The sequence below is a fragment of the Corynebacterium pilbarense genome, assembly GCF_026930265.1.
GTDB classification, from domain to species: domain Bacteria; phylum Actinomycetota; class Actinomycetes; order Mycobacteriales; family Mycobacteriaceae; genus Corynebacterium; species Corynebacterium pilbarense.
In genome coordinates this window covers 131,489-150,153 of sequence record NZ_JANRML010000005.1, presented here as the reverse complement: position 1 = coordinate 150,153, position 18,665 = coordinate 131,489, and the positions used below count along the sequence as shown (strand labels likewise).

Below are 18,665 nucleotides of genomic sequence, written 5' to 3'. Positions count from 1 at the left end.
CTAGCCGTGGCTTACCCCGACCGATTCGCGGACTACTTGTAAACCAAGCCCCCGCACACAAAGAATCGGACACCCTCCGGCGGTCTTTGTATTCGACCCGTCGATCTCCATTTTGGACATGGAAGAAGCCCCGCATTTCGACACAATCGACGGTCAGCATTTCGACGTGTTGGAAAGCTGCTTCGACTCGGATGGCTCCCCCTACCCGCGTTACGGCCTCACCGAATCCATCGGCATGCTCATCGCTCCACCCGATGTAGCCTCCGCGATCCGAGACGCTCTCAACCAGCAGGGTGCTCGCATCGCCGAATGCACGTTCACGAGCCAGTACGGCGACTACACCGGCTTCCGCGCGTTCAACCTCCACGAAGACACACCGCAAGCCCCTGTGTTCCGAATCCGAACCTCACCCGACAACCCCGACCTGTGGATGGACCAGTACTACACCTCCGAGTTTGTGGACTGGCTCAAAGCCAACTTCGACACCCGCGGACTCCAAACCCGCACAGTCGACCAAGACCCCCACTACTACCAACCCAAGAAGAAATAGGAGTGCTGCCATGTCCTCGCCCACAATCCCCCTCGACCAGTACCTCGCCGACACCGAACCCCCACCAATACCCGACCTAACATGGGAGGAAGCCAAAGCAATCCTGTCCGAGTCCAACGACGCAGAAACGCACGTGGCTGTCATTGCCCCACTCGCGCGCAATTACAGCACCTCCCGCAGCATCCCCGGCAAGGAAGCCTTAAACGTGCTCGCCGACTCCCCCGTCGCCCTCTGGGCGGTGATGCTGCTTAAGGCCTACGACGCAGCGCAGTATTCTCCGCTGGATCTGTACCGGTTCGTTGAGGAGGCGGAAGCGCCGTCGGCAAGCGACGAGCTTCTCGCCATGCACCACTGGGCCACCGCGGTGCTGCACCACGAAGCACCACTCGAAGATCCAAACAAGGCGCTCGCAGGTTGTCGCGCCTTTTTGGAAGTCAGCGACGGACGCAATTGGGTACGCCCCGATATCGAAGTTGCCGGCATTGTGCTCGAAGCCGCAGTTGAATATCCGGACGGACCAATCGGACCAACCGGCACCGAAATCATGCGGCAGTGGGAGGAACGTCTCACCAACGCGATCGAGGCGGTCGACCCTGACTTCGCCTACACCGAAAACCAACTGCTGCGCATCTGGAAAGACGACTAAGGAGTGCCTCGATGACATACTTCATGCAATTCGACAAATCGATGAAGGCGATCCGCCCGTCCGACAACACGCGTCTGCGCATGCCGACGGATGACGGTGACGTTGAAGTCCACGTCTACGAAGCGAAACACCGAATCGGCGGCGCCTCTTTGGTCGGCGTACCCCGCACGGCTGAAAACTTAGCGGTGCTCGGTCTTTCCGCCGACACCGGGAAGCAATCACCTTGGATCATTCCTCCATTCCCACTGCTGAAGAGTGCATTCCGTAAGGGTGGCCCCTTCATCCGCGACGGGAAGGTAGAACACATTCCAAGCGGATTCGACCCTCAGAAGGTCGCCGTAGGCGGGGATGTGTACCGCCCGGGACCGCCGGCGTACATTCCATACGATTTGAAAGGTGAGATCCCTCTCAACATCGAAAGCGTCGACCCAACTGCTTGGGACATCGAGATGTGGATCGGAGGGGCAGGAGTTCGCCCTGCCACCAAAGAAGAACGTTCCTATCAGCTCATCCCCTGGACGTATTATCCGCTCGGGTTCCTGGATCTGTGGCTTGAGCAATACCGCTGCTACCACCTCGATTTGGACATACCGACAGAGCTAAGCCCACCAGACGAGGACATCGACCACGACGCCGAAGAAACGGAAACGCCGACCGGGCTGAAAATGCGCAAGGTGGAAATCGACGCCTCGACTGGCGAACTCGAAGGCCAACACTCGGTCTACGTCCAAGTGATTGTCGATTCAGAACTCGACAAGGCAATCGCCGCCACCGGACACGAAGCCAACGGCTACTTCCTCGAAGGACTAGCGCGCTACCTCCAATCAGCCGACCGCATCGACTCCAACCTCCAGCTCGACCCAGAAGGCGACGGCATCGGCGTCTACGGAGACCCCGCCCACGTCGACAAAGCGCAGGCAACACTCACCAAAGTCGCTGAATCCCCCGCAGAAATCGCAGAACTTATCAACCAGGCAGAGAAAGCGGGCATCGAGTTCGACGACTAGCTACCGGTGAATCACCCCCCCCCCAGAGAAACTATGCCGCTGCATAGCGAAGTGAGCCCACGCGGCTATGCCGCTGCATAGTGGATTCGGTCCGGGAGACTATGCCGCTGCATAGTCAAGCGAGCCCTCTTGCCAACTCGAGTTTGTACGAATTTACATGCGTCAATGCTTATAAGCTTCTGACCTGCACCCTCAAAACTGAACGAACGTACCAATTGTCGACTTTTGCACGTTTCGTTTAGGCGCCCACACCTACGAAGTATAGCGACCGACGACTCCGGGACTATGCAGCTGCATAGTCCCCACCGACAGCGACCTACGCCGACCGCTCGGCGAGCACCTTCCCGGTCGCGGTATCGCGCTCGGCCAGCTGCGCCGGGGTGCCGGTGGCGACGATCTGCCCGCCTTCGGCGCCGGCGCCCGGGCCCATCTCGATCACGCGGTCGGCTTGTGCGATCACGGAGAGGTCGTGCTCGACCACGATCACGGTTTGGCCTGCGTCGACCAGGCTGTTGAGTTCTTGCACCAGCAGAGCAACGTCGGCCGGGTGCAAACCGGTAGTCGGCTCGTCCAGCAAGTACACGGTGTGTCCCCGGCGCGAATTGCGGGAGCGCTGCAACTCCGTGGCCAGCTTGATGCGCTGCGCCTCGCCGCCGGAGAGTTCCGGCGCGCCCTGGCCCAGCCGAAGGTAGCCCAGCCCCACGGCCTGCATTGTTTCCACGGCGCGCAGGATCTTGGGCTCGTCGGCGAACACGTCCGCGGCTTCATCGACAGTCAGCTCCAGCACCTCCGCGATGGTCAGGCCCTCCCACGTCACCTCGAGGGTCTCGTCGTTGTATCGCGCGCCGCCGCAGTCCGGGCAGGTGGTGTACGACCCAGGCAGGAACACCAGCTCCACCTCGATCTTGCCGGCGCCGCCGCAGGTCGGGCACTGGCCCTGCTTCACGTTGTAAGAGAAGCGCGACACGGTCCACTTGCGCCGCTTCGCCTCGTCGGTGCTGGCGAACAGTTTCCGCACGCCGTCGAAGAGCCCGGTGTACGTCGCCAGCGTTGAGCGCGGAGTGCGCCCGATGGGCTTCTGGGTGATCTGCACGACTCGGCTCACCGTGTCGAAGCCTTCTTGCTTATCGACGTTCCATCCGGCCTCCCCTGCCCCGGCACCATCAGCGGCTTCGTCCTCCTCATCGACGACGGTGGACGCCGCCTCGCGCAGCACTCCGGCGAGCACGGTGCTGACCAGCGTGGACTTGCCGGAGCCGGACACGCCCGCCACGGCGGTGAACTGGCCCATCCCAAACGACACGTCCAGCCCTTCGATGGAGCGGGCCGAAACGCCGTCCAAAGACAGTTCCCCGGTGGCGGACCGGGGGTCGTCGTTAAGCGAAAGTGCCCGGTTCGCCAACGCCTTCGCAGTGGGTGCGTCGCCGGTGTACTCGCTGGTGGGACCGGCATACACCACCTCGCCGCCGCGTTCGCCGGCGAGCGGGCCGACGTCCACGAGGTAGTCGGTCTGGGCGACGAGTTCCATGTCATGCTCGACCAAGAGCACGGAGTTGCCGGCGTCGATGAAGCGGCGGCAGATGTCCAGTACCGCGCCGCGTTCGGCGGGGTGCAGGCCGGCGGACGGCTCGTCCAGCACATACGCCACGCCGAACAAGCCAGAGCGCAGCTGGGCGGACAGGCGGATGCGCTGCAGCTCGCCGGCGGACAGCGTCGGCGCGGGGCGGTCCAGGCTTAAGTGCGCAAGGCCCAGGTCGAGCGCGGACTGCAGGGCGGGCAGGATCTGCTTGAGCAGCAGGTCCTCGGCCGAGCCTTCGGACGGTTCCTGCGCTGCCAGCACCTCGTAGACCTGGTCCAGCGGCAGGGCGCCGAGCTCGTCGATAGGCATCCCTGCGTAGGTGACCTTGAGTGCCTCCGGGTTGAGGCGGCGACCGTGGCAGGTCTCGCACACGCGCGACTCCATGTAGGACAGCACGCGTTTGCGCAGGGTATCGGACTGCGTCTCGGCGAGCGTGTTGGTCAAATACGACGCCACGGAGCGCCACGTCCCCTTGTAGTTGCGCTGGATCTGGTCCTCGCCGCGCAGGGGTTTGACGGTGACCACGGGGCGCTCCTCGGTAAACAGGATCCACTCGCGGTCTTCCTTGGGCAGGTCCTGCCAGGGCGAATCCAGGTCGTAGCCCAGGGTGGCCAGAATGTCGTGGAAGTTTTTGCCCGCCCAGGCACCGGGCCAGGCCTTAATGGCGCCGTCCTCGATGGACAGCGTCGGGTCCGGCACCATGGATTCCTCGGTGGGCTCGTGCACCACGCCGGTGCCCTGGCACGTCGGGCACATGCCCTCGGTCGTGTTCGGGGAAAACGAGTCGGAGTACAGCCCCTTCGGGTTGTCGCCCGCGCGTGAGTACAACAGGCGGATGCTGTTGGACAGCGCGGAGACGGTGCCCACGGTCGAGCGCGCGCCGCCGCCGGAGGTGGACTGCTCCAGCGCCACCGTGGGTGGCAGCCCCTCCACCGAGCCGACCTGCGGGTCCACCGCGGAGCCGATCAGGCGGCGGGCAAACGGCGCGACCGATTCGAGGTAGCGGCGCTGGCCCTCGCCGTGAATGGTGCCGAACGCGAGCGAGGACTTGCCGGAGCCGGACACTCCGGTCACTGCGACGAGTGTGCCGCGCGGGATGTCCACATCCACGTTGCGGAGGTTGTGCAGGTGGGCGTCGCGAACTTCAATTCCAGGCATGCCCACCAGCCTAACTATTTAGGGGTTGCGCGTGTCTTCTCCAAGCTGGTGCACATGGATGGTGTTCGTCGTGCCCGCAACACCCGGCGGGGTGCCCGCGACAACGACCATGGTGTCGCCCTCCTTGTAGTCCTCCATTGCCAAAAGCTGGCGGTCCACCACCTTGATCATGTCGTCGGTGCTGTGGACCTCCTCGCACAGGAACGTCTCCGCGCCCCACGTCATGGCCAGCTGCGAGCGCACCTGCTGCACCGGCGTGAACACCAGAAGCGGCAGGTCCGGGTGCAGGCGCGCCACGCGGCGTGCGGTGTCGCCCGAGGTGGTGAACGTGACAATCGCGCGCGCGTTGAGGCGGTCGGCGATGTCGTTCGCCGAGTAGGACACCACGCCGCGTTTCGTGCGCGGGATGTGGTTCAGCGGCGGCACGCTGCCCATGGTCTCGGCGGAGCGGACGATGCGGCTCATGGTGCGCACTACGTTGTGCGGATCCACGCCCACAGACGTCTCGCCCGAGAGCATGACGCCGTCCGCGCCGTCAAGCACCGCGTTGGCCACATCAGACGCCTCGGCGCGCGTCGGGCGCGAGTTCTCAATCATCGAGTCGAGCATTTGCGTAGCGACGATCACGGGCTTGGCGTTCTCGCGCGCAATCTGGATCACGCGCTTTTGCACTGCCGGGACCTGCTCGAGCGGGATCTCCACGCCCAGGTCGCCGCGGGCGACCATCACTGCGTCGAACGCGAGGATAATGGATTCCAGCGCGTCCACAGCCTCGGGCTTTTCGAGCTTGGCGACGACAGGCACACGCCGGCCGACCTCATCCATGATCTCGTGGACCTGCTCCACATCCGCCGGAGAACGCACGAACGACAGGGCAATAATGTCCACGCCGAGCTCCAGGGCGAAGCGCAGATCAGCCTTGTCCTTCTCGCTCAGCGCCGGTACGGAGATGTCCATGCCCGGAAGCGAGACACCCTTGTTGTTGGACACCGGGCCGCCCTCGGTGACGCGGCAGACCACGTCGTTGCCGTCAACCTCGGTGCAGACCAGGCCAACCTTGCCGTCGTCCACGAGCAGGCGGTCGCCCGGCTTCGCGTCCTGGGCGAGCTGCTTGTAGGTGGTGGACACGCGGTCGTGCGTGCCTTCGACGTCGTCCACGGTGATGCGGACGGTCTCGCCGGTTTCCCAGTAGGTCTTGCCGTCGCCTTCGAAGCGGCCGAGGCGGATCTTCGGGCCCTGCAGGTCCGCCAGGATGCCCACGGCGTGGCCGGTTTCGTCGGTGGCCTCGCGGACCCAGCGGTAATTCTGTTCGTGGTCCGGGTAGTCGCCGTGCGAGAAGTTCAAACGCGCCACGTCCATGCCGTCGCGCACGAGTCCCAAAATCGCATCCTTGCTGGCTACAGCCGGGCCGAGGGTGCAGACGATCTTTGTCCTTCTATCCACGTGTACCAACCTCGCTGTCTTCGGTATTGTCGCTGTCATTCGTGTTCTTCGGCGCCCCACGGTACTCCCCATCCTGGGAGTCTGCCGTGGGCGCTCGGTTGTACTCCGGGTCCACCTCCTCCGGGGTCTCCCTGCCGTTTCGCAGCATGAAGAAGATCACCACGGCGACGATGAACAAGATGGCGGACACCCACGTGTTCACGCGCAGGCCGAGGATCAGGTTCGCCTCGTCTCGGCGCATGAACTCGATGAAGAAGCGGCCCAGCGTGTAGCCGGCCACGTACAGCCAGAACACACGGCCGTGGCCGAGGCGGAAGCGGCGGTCCGCCCAGATGAGCACGAAAAACACCGCCACGTTCCAGATCAGCTCGTAGAGGAACGTCGGGTGCACGCTCGCGATCACCTCGCCGGTGGAGCGGCCCGTCAGCGGGGCGTACTGGCCGGCTTCGTTCACGCGGTAGTAGATGTCCAGCGCCCACGGCACATTCGTCTCCGCACCGTAGAGCTCCTGGTTGAAGTAGTTGCCCAACCGTCCGATGCCCTGGGCGAGGATCACCGACGGCGCGATCGCGTCCGCAAGCGGCGCAATCGGCAGCCCCTTGCGCCGCATCATCACCCACACCGCCAGAGCGCCGAGCGCAACCGCGCCGATGATGCCAAGGCCGCCTGCGGTGATGTTGAAGGCCTGCCAGGGGTTTTTGCCTTCGCCGAAGTACTTCTGGTGGTCCGTGATCACGTGGTAGAGGCGCCCGCCGATGATGCCGGCCGGGATGATCACAATCGCCGCGTCCCACACCGTCTCCGGGTCGCCGCCGCGCGCCTTATAGCGGCGCAGCGAAATCGCCATCGCGACAACGATGCCGGTGATGATGCACAGCGCGTAGGCGCGGATGGGGATGGGACCGAGGTGCCACACGCCCTGCGGCGGCGACGGGATGTTAGCCAAATTCAGCGTTTGCACGCCAAACAGTGTGCCACTTAGCGTCGCGACGGGCACGCGGGGTGCTGGCCTGCGGTGGCCAGCGAGCGCGTCGCCGAGAGCACATCGCCCGCGGCCATGACGGCCTCCGCCGCCAGCACGGCGTCCGCGCCGCAGGAGGCTGCGTTGATCAGATCGCGCGGGGTGGACACACCGCCCAGACTAATTTTGATTACCTCGCTGGGAAGACCGGGCGCGATCTCGGCGAAGGCGTTGCGGTTCAAATTGTTGGTGTCGAAAGTCCAGGAGTTCACCGCCACAACGGTTACGCCCGCGCGCAGCGCTCGGTCCGCCTCCTCCGGGGTGCGTACCTCCGCCACAGCGGCCATGCCGAGGGACTCGGCGCGGTCTAACAGCGCCTCGAAGCGGGCCTGGTCCAAGATGCCCACCTGCAGCGGGATGGCGTCGGCGCCGTAGCAGCGCGCCTCGTGGATCTGGTACGGGTCCACGATCACGTCGCGGCACATCATCGGCAGCTCCACCGCCGCCCTGGCCTGGGCCATGTCTGCCAGCGAGCCGTCGAAACGCAATCGCTCCGTCTGGCACGCGATGAGGTGGGCGCCGCCCGCTTCGATGTTCTGGGCCAGCGCCTCGATGCTGGCAAGCCCAGCGCCGGTGGGTCCGAAGACCGGGGAGTTGCGCTTGATCTCCACGATCACGCTGCAGCCATGACGCAAAAGCGCCGCCCGGGCATCCCGGGTCGGCGCCATATCGCGCGAGCGCGCTTTGATCTCTTTGAAGGAAACGGCGGCCTCACGCTTGGCAACGTCGCGAAGCACACCAGCGACGACGTCGTCGAGTGTGCTCGGTGCCGGCATGGCTACCTCCCAGTTGCAAGGGGCCTGGCCTGTCAGGGATAAGGCTAGCGGGTGGACTTCGAGGATCGGAAATCCGGTCCGCCCCCGCCGCCGCGCGGGTCGGTCGGATCGATGTCTGCGCTGATCGCGTCCCACAGCACGCGGCCGGACTGGGGGTCCTCCTCCAAGTCCTCGCGCACCTTCTCCCGGCGCACCGTTTCCTTCTCGTACTTGTTCTGCCGCGGCGAATCCTCGCCCGGCCGCGCGACCAGCAGCGCACCGCCGACCAGGCCAAGCACCGCCGCCGCGAGCGCCAACCCGGGACCGGCCACCAGTGTCGTGGCGGAGGTGATCTCCGCCCACTGCGCGATCGCCGGCGCGGAACTGCCCTGCTGCGCCTCGTCCGCGCCCGCCGTGAGCAGGACGTGCACACGCTCCGGGTCCGCCCCGCCAACCAGCAAACGCACCGCCGGCACCGCCAGGCCCACGGACGCCGCTGCGCAGATGGCGCCGATGACGCGGCGGCCGAGACGTCGTAAAGCAAATGCCGCGACCATCCCTGCGATCAGCAGCACCGCAATGGCGCCGGTCTCCGTGGACCAGTCCGCACCGTTGACACTTGCCTCGCCGCCGCCGGAGATGTCGTCGACGAATTCCGCGCGCACCCAATCCATCCGCGAGCTGATCCAGGTCAGCGCGCCCGCGACGCCAAGTGCGACCGCCCCTCTGCGGGCGGCCTTCTTATCAGGTTGTGCAGCTGTAGTCATGCGTTAAGCCTCCTCGCCCGCATCTTTTTGGACCGTTTGCAGCGCCTCCATCACCGCGGCGTGGGCTTTGGCGGTGCCCACCACTGCCCCAACCTTGTCGGGCTCCCACGGCGTGCCGTCGCCGGCGGTGGCCACCGCTCCCGCGCTGCGCGCCAGCAGGATGCCCGCGGAGTTATCCCACACGTGAGGCGAGAAACTCACCGCGGCCTGGTAGATACCTTGGGCCGCAAACGCGAGGTCGATGCCCACCGAGCCGGAAATCCGCGGACGCAGGTGGGCCCGGGCCAGCTCGCCGGCCAGGTCCAGACGCTGGCTGGTCGGCATGCGTCTGTGGTCGCGGGAGTGCAGGGAGCCGACGCCCACGTGCGGCGCGGACGAGGCAGCACTCACCGGCGGCAGCGCCGCGCCGTTGAGGTGCACCGGCTCGCCGTCGATGGCTGTCATGCGCATCTCCAGCAGCGGCGCGTCCACCACCGCCACCACCGGCTGCCGCTCCACCAGCAGAGAGACCAGGATCGCGCAGTTGGGGTTGCCGGTGGAATAGTTCGACGTGCCGTCGATGGGGTCCACCACCCAGCAAGCGTGCTGGTCCAGTTCGCCGCCCTGTTCCTCACCGAACACGCCGATGTCGGTCGCGCCGGTGAGCTTGTCGCGCAGCAGCTCCTCTACCGCCAGGTCCGCGGCGGTAGCGAAGTCGCCAGAGCCTTTGTGCAGGGCGGGCGCGGCGCCGAGTTCGTTGACGAAGATCTCGCGGGCAGCGTCAACCGCCGCCTCCGCGGCCTGCAGGTGCCCCATCAGCTCCGTCACATCCGTCATCGCGCTACCCCAGCTGGGCGATCCAGTTTCGCAGCACGCCGGCGCCAGCCTCGCCAGAAGCCTCAGGGTGGAAACGTGTCGCCCACAGCGGGCCGTTTTCCACCGCGGCGAGCACCTCGCCCGCCCAGCTCAGCTTGGGGTAAGCGATGAACTCGTCCTCTTGCAGCTCAAAGTTGCGGGCGCCGGTGGCAGCGTTGAACTCGAATTCCTGCGCACCGTCGAGCATCAGCGAACCCTGCGCAGGCGCAACCTCCGCGCGTTCAACGGGGGCATCAAGCTTCTCGACGCCTCCCGGCCACTCCCCGAACCCAACCGCGCCATCCGCGCCGCGCTCGAACAGCGCGTCCATGGCGACACCAACCACAAGCACCGGGCGCGAACCGGCGAGGCGCTGCCCCACAACGCGGTCCGCCTGGGCTTTGCGCAGAGCCCGCAGCGCCTCGGCGGCATCAACGGAGGCGGCAATAACGAGACCATCCGCGGCGACGGCGCTCGCCGGGTCAGAGGTAACCTCCGCGTCCACGCCTTCAGCCCGCAACGCAGCGTGCAGCGCCGTCACTGCGGGATCCGCGCCCGCAAACGGGTCGAACACCGCAACAGCGGCAGTTTTCGGGCTGGAGGTTGTCTCGCTCATAGGTGCGTAGTGTAGCCCCCGCGCTGCCTACTGGCGCTTGCGCGGGTAGGGCCGCGGCACCTGCACCGACTTCAGGCGCGCGGACAGGTTGTTCACTTCCACCACGCGGTGGCGGCCCAGCTGGCGGTCCAGCAGCGTAATTGCCAGGCCGATGGTGATCACGGCAGACGCGATGCCGAACACCGGGGCAAACGCCATCTGCGCCACCAACATGCCGTAGAACGTGGAACCCAAGCCGGTGCCGCCGTCGAAGCCGATGTTCCAGATCGCGGAGGCCTCCGAGGTCTTGTGGCGCGGCAGGCGGTAGAACAGCATCGTCAGCGCCTCGTTTTGCACTCCGCCGAAGCCGGCGCCGTAGAACAGCGCGGCGATGAGCATGGTCCACGCGGGCAGCTCCATGGACAAGATCATGGCCATCAGCGCCACACCGACAGCGGCGATGATCTGGCACGGGATGATAACGGAGCCCGGGTAGCCGCGGCGGTCCATAATGCGGCCGGCGACGTAGCGCGCGACCATCGCGGCGAAGTTGAGGACGGCAAGCATCACGCCCGCCAGCGCAGCGCCCGACACCGGGTCGAGCTCGCGCATGGACACCGGCAGGAAGTTCGTGATCGCGCCGTATGCGGTGGTGACAAACATCAAGGCGAGCGCCGGCACGAGCGCGAGGTGCCACATGGGCACGCGCACGCTTTGCTGCGTTTCAGCGTCCGGGTCCGCCGGTGGGATGGGCGGGATAGCCAGGCAGGCCACCAGCGAAACCGCGCCGATAGAGGCGGCGATCACGTACACCGCGTCGTAGCCGATTTTGTCCACCAACGCCAGGCCGGACGGCAGCGCCACCATCTGCGCCAGGCCCACGACCATGCCGAAGATGCCGGTGGCGCTGCCCAGCAGGCGCAGCGGGACTAGCTCGGCGATGATGGCGGCTTCCGCCACGGACAGCGCACCGAAGCCGATGCCGCGGATCGCGCTGACGGTCAACAGCGGTACGGCGTCCATGCCGAGCATGTAGCCGAACGCCGGGATGCCCAGCAGCAGCGAGGAGATGGCCAGCACCCAGCCGAAGCCGAACGTCTTCAGCGCCTTTGGGGTGAAAATTTGGGTGATCACGGTGGCGAACATGAACACGCCGGTGGAAAGCCCTGCCAGGGAGGCTGGCTGGCCAGCGTCGATCACGGCTGTGGGGACCACAGGCAGCAGCAACGCCCACGCCGCGAAGGCCGAGGCCACCGCAACAAGAACCGGGATCAGGCCGCGGGCGCGCCACACGTTGGTCAGCGATTCAACTTCCCCTCGGGTCAGCGGCTGTTTGGACCATGCCATCTCACATCACCTCCATAAGCGCGAGGGCTGCGAAGAGCAGGGCCATGACAGCTAGAAGCGCAAGCACCGCGGTAAATGCACGGGGTGCTCCGCGTTGATAGCTGGACCAGACTCCGCCGACGAGAAGCCCCGCCACAAGGCTGAGCACCACCACCAAAATCGGATTCCCGACAGCGGACACCGCAAAGACCTCCTTCGCAACCAAGTCGATTCGGCCGTCATTGTAGACGCTGCGTAGGAATCCATGGATGCTGCCTTCACAGTGAGCGTTATGCTCGCTGTATGGGAAAGCACGCTGCACCGGCGGGCCGTCAGCGCCCCGGCGAGGTCACTCTCGAGCGCGTCGCTGCACTGCTGGAAGGCCTCGGCTTCGAACCGCTGGTGCGCCCGGACCGCGTGGTCATCGGCGCGCACGCTTTCACCGTGGCCCTGTGGGTGGATTACTCGCGCCCAATGGCGCTGGTCATTGACACTGCGGAGCGCATCCCCACCGACTTCGAGCATGCGATGGCGCTCGCCCGCTTCATCAATACCTGGAACCACGACCGGGTTGGCCCGTGGGCGAGCTACCGTCTGATGGAGTCCGGGGATCTGTGCGCGCGCATGCGCCGCGGCGTGCACATTAAGCATGGGCTTAGCGACGATCAACTGGCCGCCGAATTAGTAGACACGCTCGAGCACGCTGCCGCGTTTTACCGGCGGCTGCGCGAACGATTCTTGGACGCGGGCCTGGACCAGCCCCTGCCACCGCAGCTGATGCGCGCCCAGGACACCGACCTGCTGCTGGGCCGGCATCCCTTGCTGCGCCACTTGCCGCGCGGCGGGCGGCAGGAGGTGTCCACCGCACCGGAGCTCTACCGCGAAGTGGAAGGACCCGCAGGTGAGATCGCGCCGGTGGGCGTGAGCGATCTCACCGACGCGTTGGAGCAGCTGGAATTCCGCTACGGGGTCGGTGAGGAGGGCGTGATCGCCACCGGTGTCAACGGCGTGCCGTTCGCGCTGACTATCGAAGGCGAACCGGGACCGCGCTACGCCCGCGTAACAGGCATGTGGGACACCGGCCGCGACGCCCTCGACGCGTTCTTGCCGCTGTGGCTGGTGTGCAACGACGTCAACGAGCGCACGTGCGCCACGGCCGCTTACCTGCACGAATTCGACGGCACCGCCCACATGCACGCCGAGTCCACCATGCTCGTGGCTGAGGGTGCCGCGCCCGAGCAGGTCAGCGAATTTGTCATCTCTGCGATGGCGGCGTGCCTGGCGGCCATCGACCACGTCAGCCAGCAGACGGCTGGCCAGTCGGTGGTGGATTGGCCCGGCAGGCGCTGACTAACGCTCTTGCCTGGTGTAGGCCAAAAGGTTGGCGGTCCAGTACACCAGCACCGCCGCAAACGGGCCCGCCGCCCAGGCGACACCTGGTCGCACCGGCGGCACCATGGTCAACGTGTCGCCGTCCGAAAGCGCCTCGGGCGACGGCAGGGGGTGCATAAGTCCCACGAACCAGCCGCCGAAGATGTAGAGCGCCACAGCGGCTACCGCGCTGACGATTCCGGCCCAGATAAGCCAGGACACGGAGCCACGGACTTTCCCGCGCTGCGCGGCAAACAGCGCCACCGCCGCCACCGCAACACCGGCCAGAGTTGTCAGCAGAGCGAACGAGCCGAAGCCTGCGAATTCTGCGTTGGCGGGGCTTTCCGCCTGGTCCACCCGCAGCCCGCCGCCTTCAACCACGCCGATGTATGCGGGACGCACAAGCGCCCACGCCCCGCCGCCGAGGATGCCCAAAACGCAACCGAGCGCCAGGAGCCCAGCTCCGGCGCTCAGTGCGGATCTACGGTTTAGTTGCACAGCTTCCAGCGACCGTCTTCCTTCTGGAAGATCATGGTCGAGGTTTCCTCGCCGTGCTCACTCTTCGCGGTCAGGCTCGCCGACGCGCGGTCGCCGTCGATACGCACGTCGTCCAGGCTAACCTCCGTCTCCGGAAGCTCGATGCCCTGGCCCTGCTCCTCGGCGAGGCGGCTGGCCTCCTGAACCTGCTCCAGGCTCATGCCCTGGCGCTCAAGCTCCTCGAGCATCGGCTCGGTCACGGCCTTGCACGAGTTCTCCAAGATGGTCGGGGTCCAGTCCGCGAACGAACCCGGGTTGAGCACGGCGCGGGCGGTATCTTCCATCTCCCGGCGGTCGTCCTCGCTGCCTTCCTCACCGTTGGCCAACGGCTCATTGGTGTTTTCCGGCATGCCGTTTTCAAACGGGTTGACCAGTGTCGGCGGCTGCTCCTCGCCACCCTGTGCCTGGTTGGACTTCTGCTTGTCGTCCGACTTGTCTTCCTTTTTCTTTTCCTTCTCGGAAGTCTTCGAGGTCTTTTCAGACTTCTCGGACTTTTCGGACTTCTCCGCAGAGGCTTCCGTGGAAGAGTTCGCGGCGGACGCCTCAGGCGCCTCGGCGGCGGTGGACAGACCGCCGGAGGTTCCTTCATCGTCGGACCCGCACGCGGTGAGCGGGAGTACGAGGGCGAGCGCCGCCGTCGTCACTGCCAAGCCCTTCTTCGTTTGCAACTTCACGGTATACCTGTACCTCTCGTTGTCGGACCCGCCCGGAAATTCGGTGCGGGCTGGCACCCGCGACTGTGTTTTTCGGTATCAGCACATGCAGTCGCGGTGAAGATCCATTCAGAAATAGTACCAACTACTCACTGTTGCACTCGTTGGACATCTATATAAGCATTCTGGAGGGTTTCTGTGAGGTCGCGTAGAGCCTTTTCGGCCGCAGGTGACCGTTGTGCGTCTATGTTGGAGGAATGCAATTAACCCGTGAGCGCATCACCGAGGCGGCGCTGGCCATCCTCGCCGAGTACGGACTCGCGGACGTGTCCATGCGCCGGGTAGCCACCTCACTTTCGGTCGCGCCCGGAGCGTTGTACTGGCACATCTCCAACAAGCAGGAACTCATCGCCTCCATGGCGGAAGAGATTGTGCAGGTGCTTATCAACGGCCCCCTGCCGGACCCCGCATGTTTGAGCCGAAAGCTGCGCGAAGCGCTGCTTTCCACCCGCGACGGCGCGGAGGTCGTCGTCGCGGCGGTGAGCCAGCCCAGCTCGCAGGTGCAAAAGGAGTTGGAAACCAGGTTCGCCGCATCGGTGAGGGCGTGGCTGGGCGAAGCGGCGTCGGAAAGCAATGTGCGCATCGCCGCCAGAGGCTTGCTGCGACTGACCTTAGGCGACGCGGCGGTGCAGCAATCCGCCGCGCAGCTGGCGCAGGCCACCGGCGCGCCTGCGGAGTCGGACGGCGCAGGCGATCACGCCGCGGCGGTGGCCTTCCTGCTCGACGGCCTAAAGCGAAGTGCCTGAGGGGGCACTAAGCTGTGACCCCATGAGTGAGACCATCGTCTGGCCCGGTTCTTCCTACCCCCTGGGCTCCACCTTCGACGGCGCAGGCACAAACTTCGCACTGTTCTCCGGCGTCGCGGAGAAGGTGGAGCTTTGCCTTATCGATGACGACGGGGCGGAGACCCGCATCCCGCTGGAGGAAGTGGACAACCACGTCTGGCACGCCTACCTGCCCGGAGTGAGCCCGGGCCAGCGCTACGGCTACCGCGTGCACGGGCCGTGGGATCCGCACAACGGCAAACGCTGCGATCCGAGCAAGCTGTTAGTGGACCCGTACGCGCGCGCCTTCGACGGTGAATTCGACCAGCACTCCTCACTGTTTTCCTACGACGTGCACGCCGACGAGCCGGGCACCGGCCGCAACGAGGAGGACTCGTTGGGCCACACGATGCTGTCCGTGGTGATCAACCCGTTCTTCGACTGGGGCGATGACCGCGCGCCGAAGATCCCGGAGGGCGAGTCCGTCATCTACGAGTGCCACGTCAAGGGCATGACGCAGACCCACCCCGGCATCCCGGAGGACCTGCGCGGAACCTACGCCGGCATGTCGCACCCGGTGATGGTGGATTACCTCAAGGACTTGGGCGTCACCGCCATCGAGCTGTTGCCGGTGCACCAGTTTTTGCAGGATGACCGCCTGCGGGACCTAGGCCTGCGCAACTACTGGGGCTACAACACGTTCGGCTTTTTCGCCCCGGAGAACAACTACGCCTCCTCCACCGCGCCGGGTGACGCGGTGGCCGAGTTCAAACAGATGGTGCGCACGTACCACGAGGCGGGCATCGAGGTCATCCTGGACGTGGTGTACAACCACACCGCCGAGGGCAACCACATGGGCCCGACCATCGCGTTCCGCGGCATCGACAACGAGGCGTACTACCGGCTGGTGGACGACGACAAGTTCCACTACATGGACTACACCGGCACCGGAAACTCCTTCAACGTGCGCTACCCGCACTCGCTGCAGCTGATCATGGATTCGCTGCGCTACTGGGTCACGGACATGCACGTGGACGGGTTCCGCTTCGACCTCGCCTCCACCCTGGCCCGCGAGTTTTCCGACGTGGACCGCCTGGCTACCTTCTTCGACCTGGTGCAGCAGGACCCCGTGGTCAGCCAGGTCAAGCTCATCGCCGAGCCGTGGGACGTGGGCGAAGGCGGCTACCAGGTGGGCAACTTCCCCGCCCTGTGGAGCGAGTGGAACGGCAAGTACCGCGACACCATGCGCGACTTCTGGCGCGGCGAGGATTCCGCCCTCGGCGAGTTTGCCTCGCGGCTGACCGGCTCGTCGGACCTGTACCAGCACAACGGCCGGCGCCCCACCGCGTCTATCAACTTCATCACCGCCCACGACGGATTCACCCTCAACGACCTGGTCAGCTACAACGACAAGCACAACGAAGCCAACGGCGAGGACAACCGCGACGGCGAGAGCCACAACCGCTCCTGGAACTGCGGTACGGAGGGCGAGACGGACGACCCGGAGGTGCTGGACCTGCGGGCGCGGCAGCGCCGCAACTTCCTGACCACCCTGCTGCTGTCCCAGGGCACCCCGATGCTCGCCCACGGCGACGAAATCGCGCGCACCCAGGGCGGCAACAACAACGTCTACTGCCAGGACAACGAGATCGCCTGGATGGACTGGTCCAGACTCGAGGAAGCGTCCGACCTGCACGATTTCACCCGTCGGCTGATTGAGCTGCGCCGCGACCACCCGGTGTTCCGCCGCCGCCGCTTTCTCGCCGGCGGCGCGTTGGGCGACGAGGAGCACGGCCGCGAAATCGCGTGGCTGACACCCGAGTGCACGCTGATGACGCAGGACGATTGGAATACCCCGTTCGGGCGTGCTCTGATGGTGTTCTTGGACGGCGAAGCTATCGCCGAGCCGGACGCGCGCGGACAGCGCGTGGTGGACGATTCTTTCCTGTTGATGTTCAACGCCCACTACGAAGACATCGACTTCACGATGCCGGACGCCGAGTTCGGCGACGAGTGGGAGGTAGTCGTGGACACCACCGAAGCGCTCGGCGTGCGCGAGAATGCCGAGCCGGTCCAGCCCGGCGCGGCTGTGACTGTGGGCCAACGTTCCACCGTGGTGCTGCGCCGCACCCAACCACCCGCAGGCGAAGGAAATTCGGAGGCCAGCCAGTAATGATCACCGCGCACGGCGCAACGTTGACCGTGACCAACGAGGCACTGACCCTCACTCCCACCGCACTCGCGGCCTCGTTGCGCGGCGGCAGCAACTCCCGCGAGGTGGCCATCGCCGACATCTCGGGCACCACCTCCGTCCCGGGCGACGCGTGGACCCGCCCGCGTGTGGACATCGACACTGCCGGCGGCACTGTGGCCGTCTGGTTCGCCCCCGGCGACGAGGAGGGCCCCGCCGAGCTTTGCAAGCTTCTCGACGACGCACAGCACGGCCACGCCCCTGCAACCGGCACCGTGACCGGCGGCGCTGGCATCCCTGGCTTTTCCTTCGTCGGCTTCGACGTGGAGACAGCGAACCGCCGCTGGGGCTCGATTTGCCAAATCGGTTTGGTGAAGATAGTTGACGGCGAGGAAGTCGACCGCGCATCGTGGTTGTGCAAGCCGCCGGCGTCTCTCGCACAGTTCGAGGAGGGCAACGTGGCCATCCACGGCATCACCGAGCAAGACGTCGCCGACGCGCCGGACGTGTGCGACTGCATTCCGAAGATGGCCGAGTTCGTCGGCGATCTGCCTCTGGTGGCGCACAACGCCCAGTTCGACGCCTCCGCGCTGCGCGACGCCTGCCAAGCCTCCGACGTCGAGGTGCCGCAGATGCTGTTCGCCTGCACGCTCGCCCAGGCGCGCGCCACCAAGCTGGATGTGGCCAACCACCGCCTGCCTACGCTGGCGGCGCACTTCGGCATCACGCTGGACAACCACCACGACGCCTGCGAGGATGCCGCGGCCTGCGCCGGCGTGATGGTAGGCCTGGCGCGCCGGGCTGGCCACACCGGCAGCCTGATGAGCTTTGTGCACGACTCGGGCTTCACGCTCGGCTCGATTGACGCCGCCCGCGTGACCCCGGTGTTGCGCGACCGCTCCGGCGCGGGCCGCGCGATGCAGGCGGAAAAGGCGGCTCAGGGCGGAGTTGCCGCTGCGGTTGCAGCATCGGCGGCGCCGCAGGGCTCTAATCAAGCGGGCCCGGCGAAGCGGACGCAGCAAAACAAAGGTCCCCAGCGCCCCTGGCAGTCCGTGGCCACCCCAGACACTGTGCCGGAGCCGAACCCGGACGCAGATCCGAACGCGCCACTGTACGGCGAAAACGTCACGCTGACCGGCGAGTTTGAGCCGCACGACAAGGGCGAGCTGTGGCAAAAGATCGCCGAGCAGGGCGCGCAGGTGGGCAAGAACGTGACGAAGAAGACTACCGTACTGGTGGTGGGCGAATGGGCCACGGTGACCTCGAAGGAAAAACGCGCCCGCGAGCTGAAGGACAAAGGCCAGGACATCCAGATTTGGCAGGCCGACCAGCTGCTTGAGGCCCTGGGGTTAGACGAGCAGCCGCCGTTTTAAAAAAACTTCGGCCCCTAGGGAACCGGGGCGGGTGC

Annotated in this window: 18 protein-coding genes; 7 read left to right on the top strand and 11 right to left on the bottom strand. The window is 65.8% G+C overall.

Features of this window, described 5'->3' with window-relative positions; all coding sequences use genetic code 11:
- Positions 1-118 precede the first annotated feature (118 nt).
- The 3 genes from NUW87_RS05960 to NUW87_RS05950 are packed head-to-tail and all read left to right on the top strand — an operon-like array spanning position 119 to position 2,203.
- Positions 119-550, top strand: coding sequence for a hypothetical protein (locus NUW87_RS05960; RefSeq protein ID WP_269027678.1), 432 nt, complete (start codon positions 119-121; stop codon positions 548-550).
- Between the two features lie 10 nt (positions 551-560).
- Positions 561-1,196, top strand: coding sequence for a hypothetical protein (locus NUW87_RS05955; RefSeq protein ID WP_269027677.1), 636 nt, complete (start codon positions 561-563; stop codon positions 1,194-1,196).
- Between the two features lie 11 nt (positions 1,197-1,207).
- Entirely contained in the window at positions 1,208-2,203 is a 996-nt protein-coding gene (locus NUW87_RS05950; RefSeq protein WP_269027676.1) for a hypothetical protein, read from the top strand.
- Positions 2,204-2,519: 316 nt separating this feature from the next.
- Here NUW87_RS05950 and NUW87_RS05945 read toward each other — a convergent pair whose 3' ends face one another.
- The 9 genes from NUW87_RS05945 to NUW87_RS05905 are packed head-to-tail and all read right to left on the bottom strand — an operon-like array spanning position 2,520 to position 11,883.
- Positions 2,520-4,940 (bottom strand): excinuclease ABC subunit UvrA, encoded by a 2,421-nt coding sequence (locus NUW87_RS05945; RefSeq protein WP_269027675.1) that lies wholly within the window; start codon positions 4,938-4,940, stop codon positions 2,520-2,522.
- A gap of 18 nt (positions 4,941-4,958) precedes the next feature.
- Positions 4,959-6,383, bottom strand: a complete 1,425-nt coding sequence (pyk, locus tag NUW87_RS05940; RefSeq protein WP_239217200.1) for a pyruvate kinase — start codon at positions 6,381-6,383, stop codon at positions 4,959-4,961.
- A complete protein-coding gene (gene lgt / locus NUW87_RS05935) occupies positions 6,376-7,344 on the bottom strand; it encodes a prolipoprotein diacylglyceryl transferase (protein WP_269027674.1) in 969 nt (322 codons plus the stop codon). Before lgt ends, pyk begins: the two co-directional genes overlap by 8 nt.
- A gap of 17 nt (positions 7,345-7,361) precedes the next feature.
- The gene (locus NUW87_RS05930; protein ID WP_239217202.1) at positions 7,362-8,180 is read right to left on the bottom strand and encodes an indole-3-glycerol phosphate synthase TrpC; all 819 of its coding nucleotides are present in this window, start codon (positions 8,178-8,180) and stop codon (positions 7,362-7,364) included.
- A gap of 44 nt (positions 8,181-8,224) precedes the next feature.
- Positions 8,225-8,926, bottom strand: a complete 702-nt coding sequence (locus NUW87_RS05925; protein ID WP_269027673.1) for a TIGR02234 family membrane protein — start codon at positions 8,924-8,926, stop codon at positions 8,225-8,227.
- Between the two features lie 3 nt (positions 8,927-8,929).
- Complete coding sequence (locus NUW87_RS05920) at positions 8,930-9,742, bottom strand: inositol monophosphatase family protein (RefSeq protein ID WP_269027672.1); 813 nt, start codon at positions 9,740-9,742, stop codon at positions 8,930-8,932.
- Between the two features lie 4 nt (positions 9,743-9,746).
- Complete coding sequence (locus NUW87_RS05915; RefSeq protein WP_269027671.1) at positions 9,747-10,376, bottom strand: type 1 glutamine amidotransferase family protein; 630 nt, start codon at positions 10,374-10,376, stop codon at positions 9,747-9,749.
- Positions 10,377-10,403: 27 nt separating this feature from the next.
- Positions 10,404-11,702, bottom strand: coding sequence for an MFS transporter (locus NUW87_RS05910; RefSeq protein WP_239217206.1), 1,299 nt, complete (start codon positions 11,700-11,702; stop codon positions 10,404-10,406).
- Position 11,703: 1 nt separating this feature from the next.
- The gene (locus NUW87_RS05905; RefSeq protein ID WP_051106355.1) at positions 11,704-11,883 is read right to left on the bottom strand and encodes a CG2302 family histidine operon protein; all 180 of its coding nucleotides are present in this window, start codon (positions 11,881-11,883) and stop codon (positions 11,704-11,706) included.
- Positions 11,884-11,984: 101 nt separating this feature from the next.
- On the opposite strand from NUW87_RS05905, the gene NUW87_RS05900 reads away from it, so the two are divergent.
- A complete protein-coding gene (locus NUW87_RS05900) occupies positions 11,985-13,031 on the top strand; it encodes a YbjN domain-containing protein (RefSeq protein WP_239217207.1) in 1,047 nt (348 codons plus the stop codon).
- On the opposite strand, the gene NUW87_RS05895 is transcribed toward NUW87_RS05900, so the two are convergent.
- A complete protein-coding gene (locus NUW87_RS05895; protein WP_239217208.1) occupies positions 13,032-13,487 on the bottom strand; it encodes a hypothetical protein in 456 nt (151 codons plus the stop codon). It lies immediately after the preceding gene.
- 53 nt (positions 13,488-13,540) lie between these two features.
- The gene (locus tag NUW87_RS05890; protein ID WP_239217209.1) at positions 13,541-14,263 is read right to left on the bottom strand and encodes a nuclear transport factor 2 family protein; all 723 of its coding nucleotides are present in this window, start codon (positions 14,261-14,263) and stop codon (positions 13,541-13,543) included.
- Between the two features lie 236 nt (positions 14,264-14,499).
- Between NUW87_RS05890 and NUW87_RS05885 the strand changes: the two genes are divergently transcribed.
- From NUW87_RS05885 to NUW87_RS05875, 3 genes are read left to right on the top strand one after another with little or no spacing between them, the layout of a single operon-like run.
- Positions 14,500-15,048, top strand: a complete 549-nt coding sequence (locus NUW87_RS05885; RefSeq protein WP_269027670.1) for a TetR family transcriptional regulator — start codon at positions 14,500-14,502, stop codon at positions 15,046-15,048.
- A 22-nt stretch (positions 15,049-15,070) separates the two neighbouring features.
- Positions 15,071-17,239, top strand: a complete 2,169-nt coding sequence (gene glgX / locus NUW87_RS05880) for a glycogen debranching protein GlgX (RefSeq protein ID WP_239217211.1) — start codon at positions 15,071-15,073, stop codon at positions 17,237-17,239.
- Positions 17,239-18,630 carry an exonuclease domain-containing protein gene (locus NUW87_RS05875; RefSeq protein WP_269027669.1) on the top strand — a complete coding sequence of 464 codons (1,392 nt, stop codon included), beginning with the start codon at positions 17,239-17,241 and terminating at the stop codon, positions 18,628-18,630. The genes glgX and NUW87_RS05875 overlap by 1 nt, the downstream gene beginning before the upstream one ends.
- Positions 18,631-18,665 lie beyond the last annotated feature (35 nt).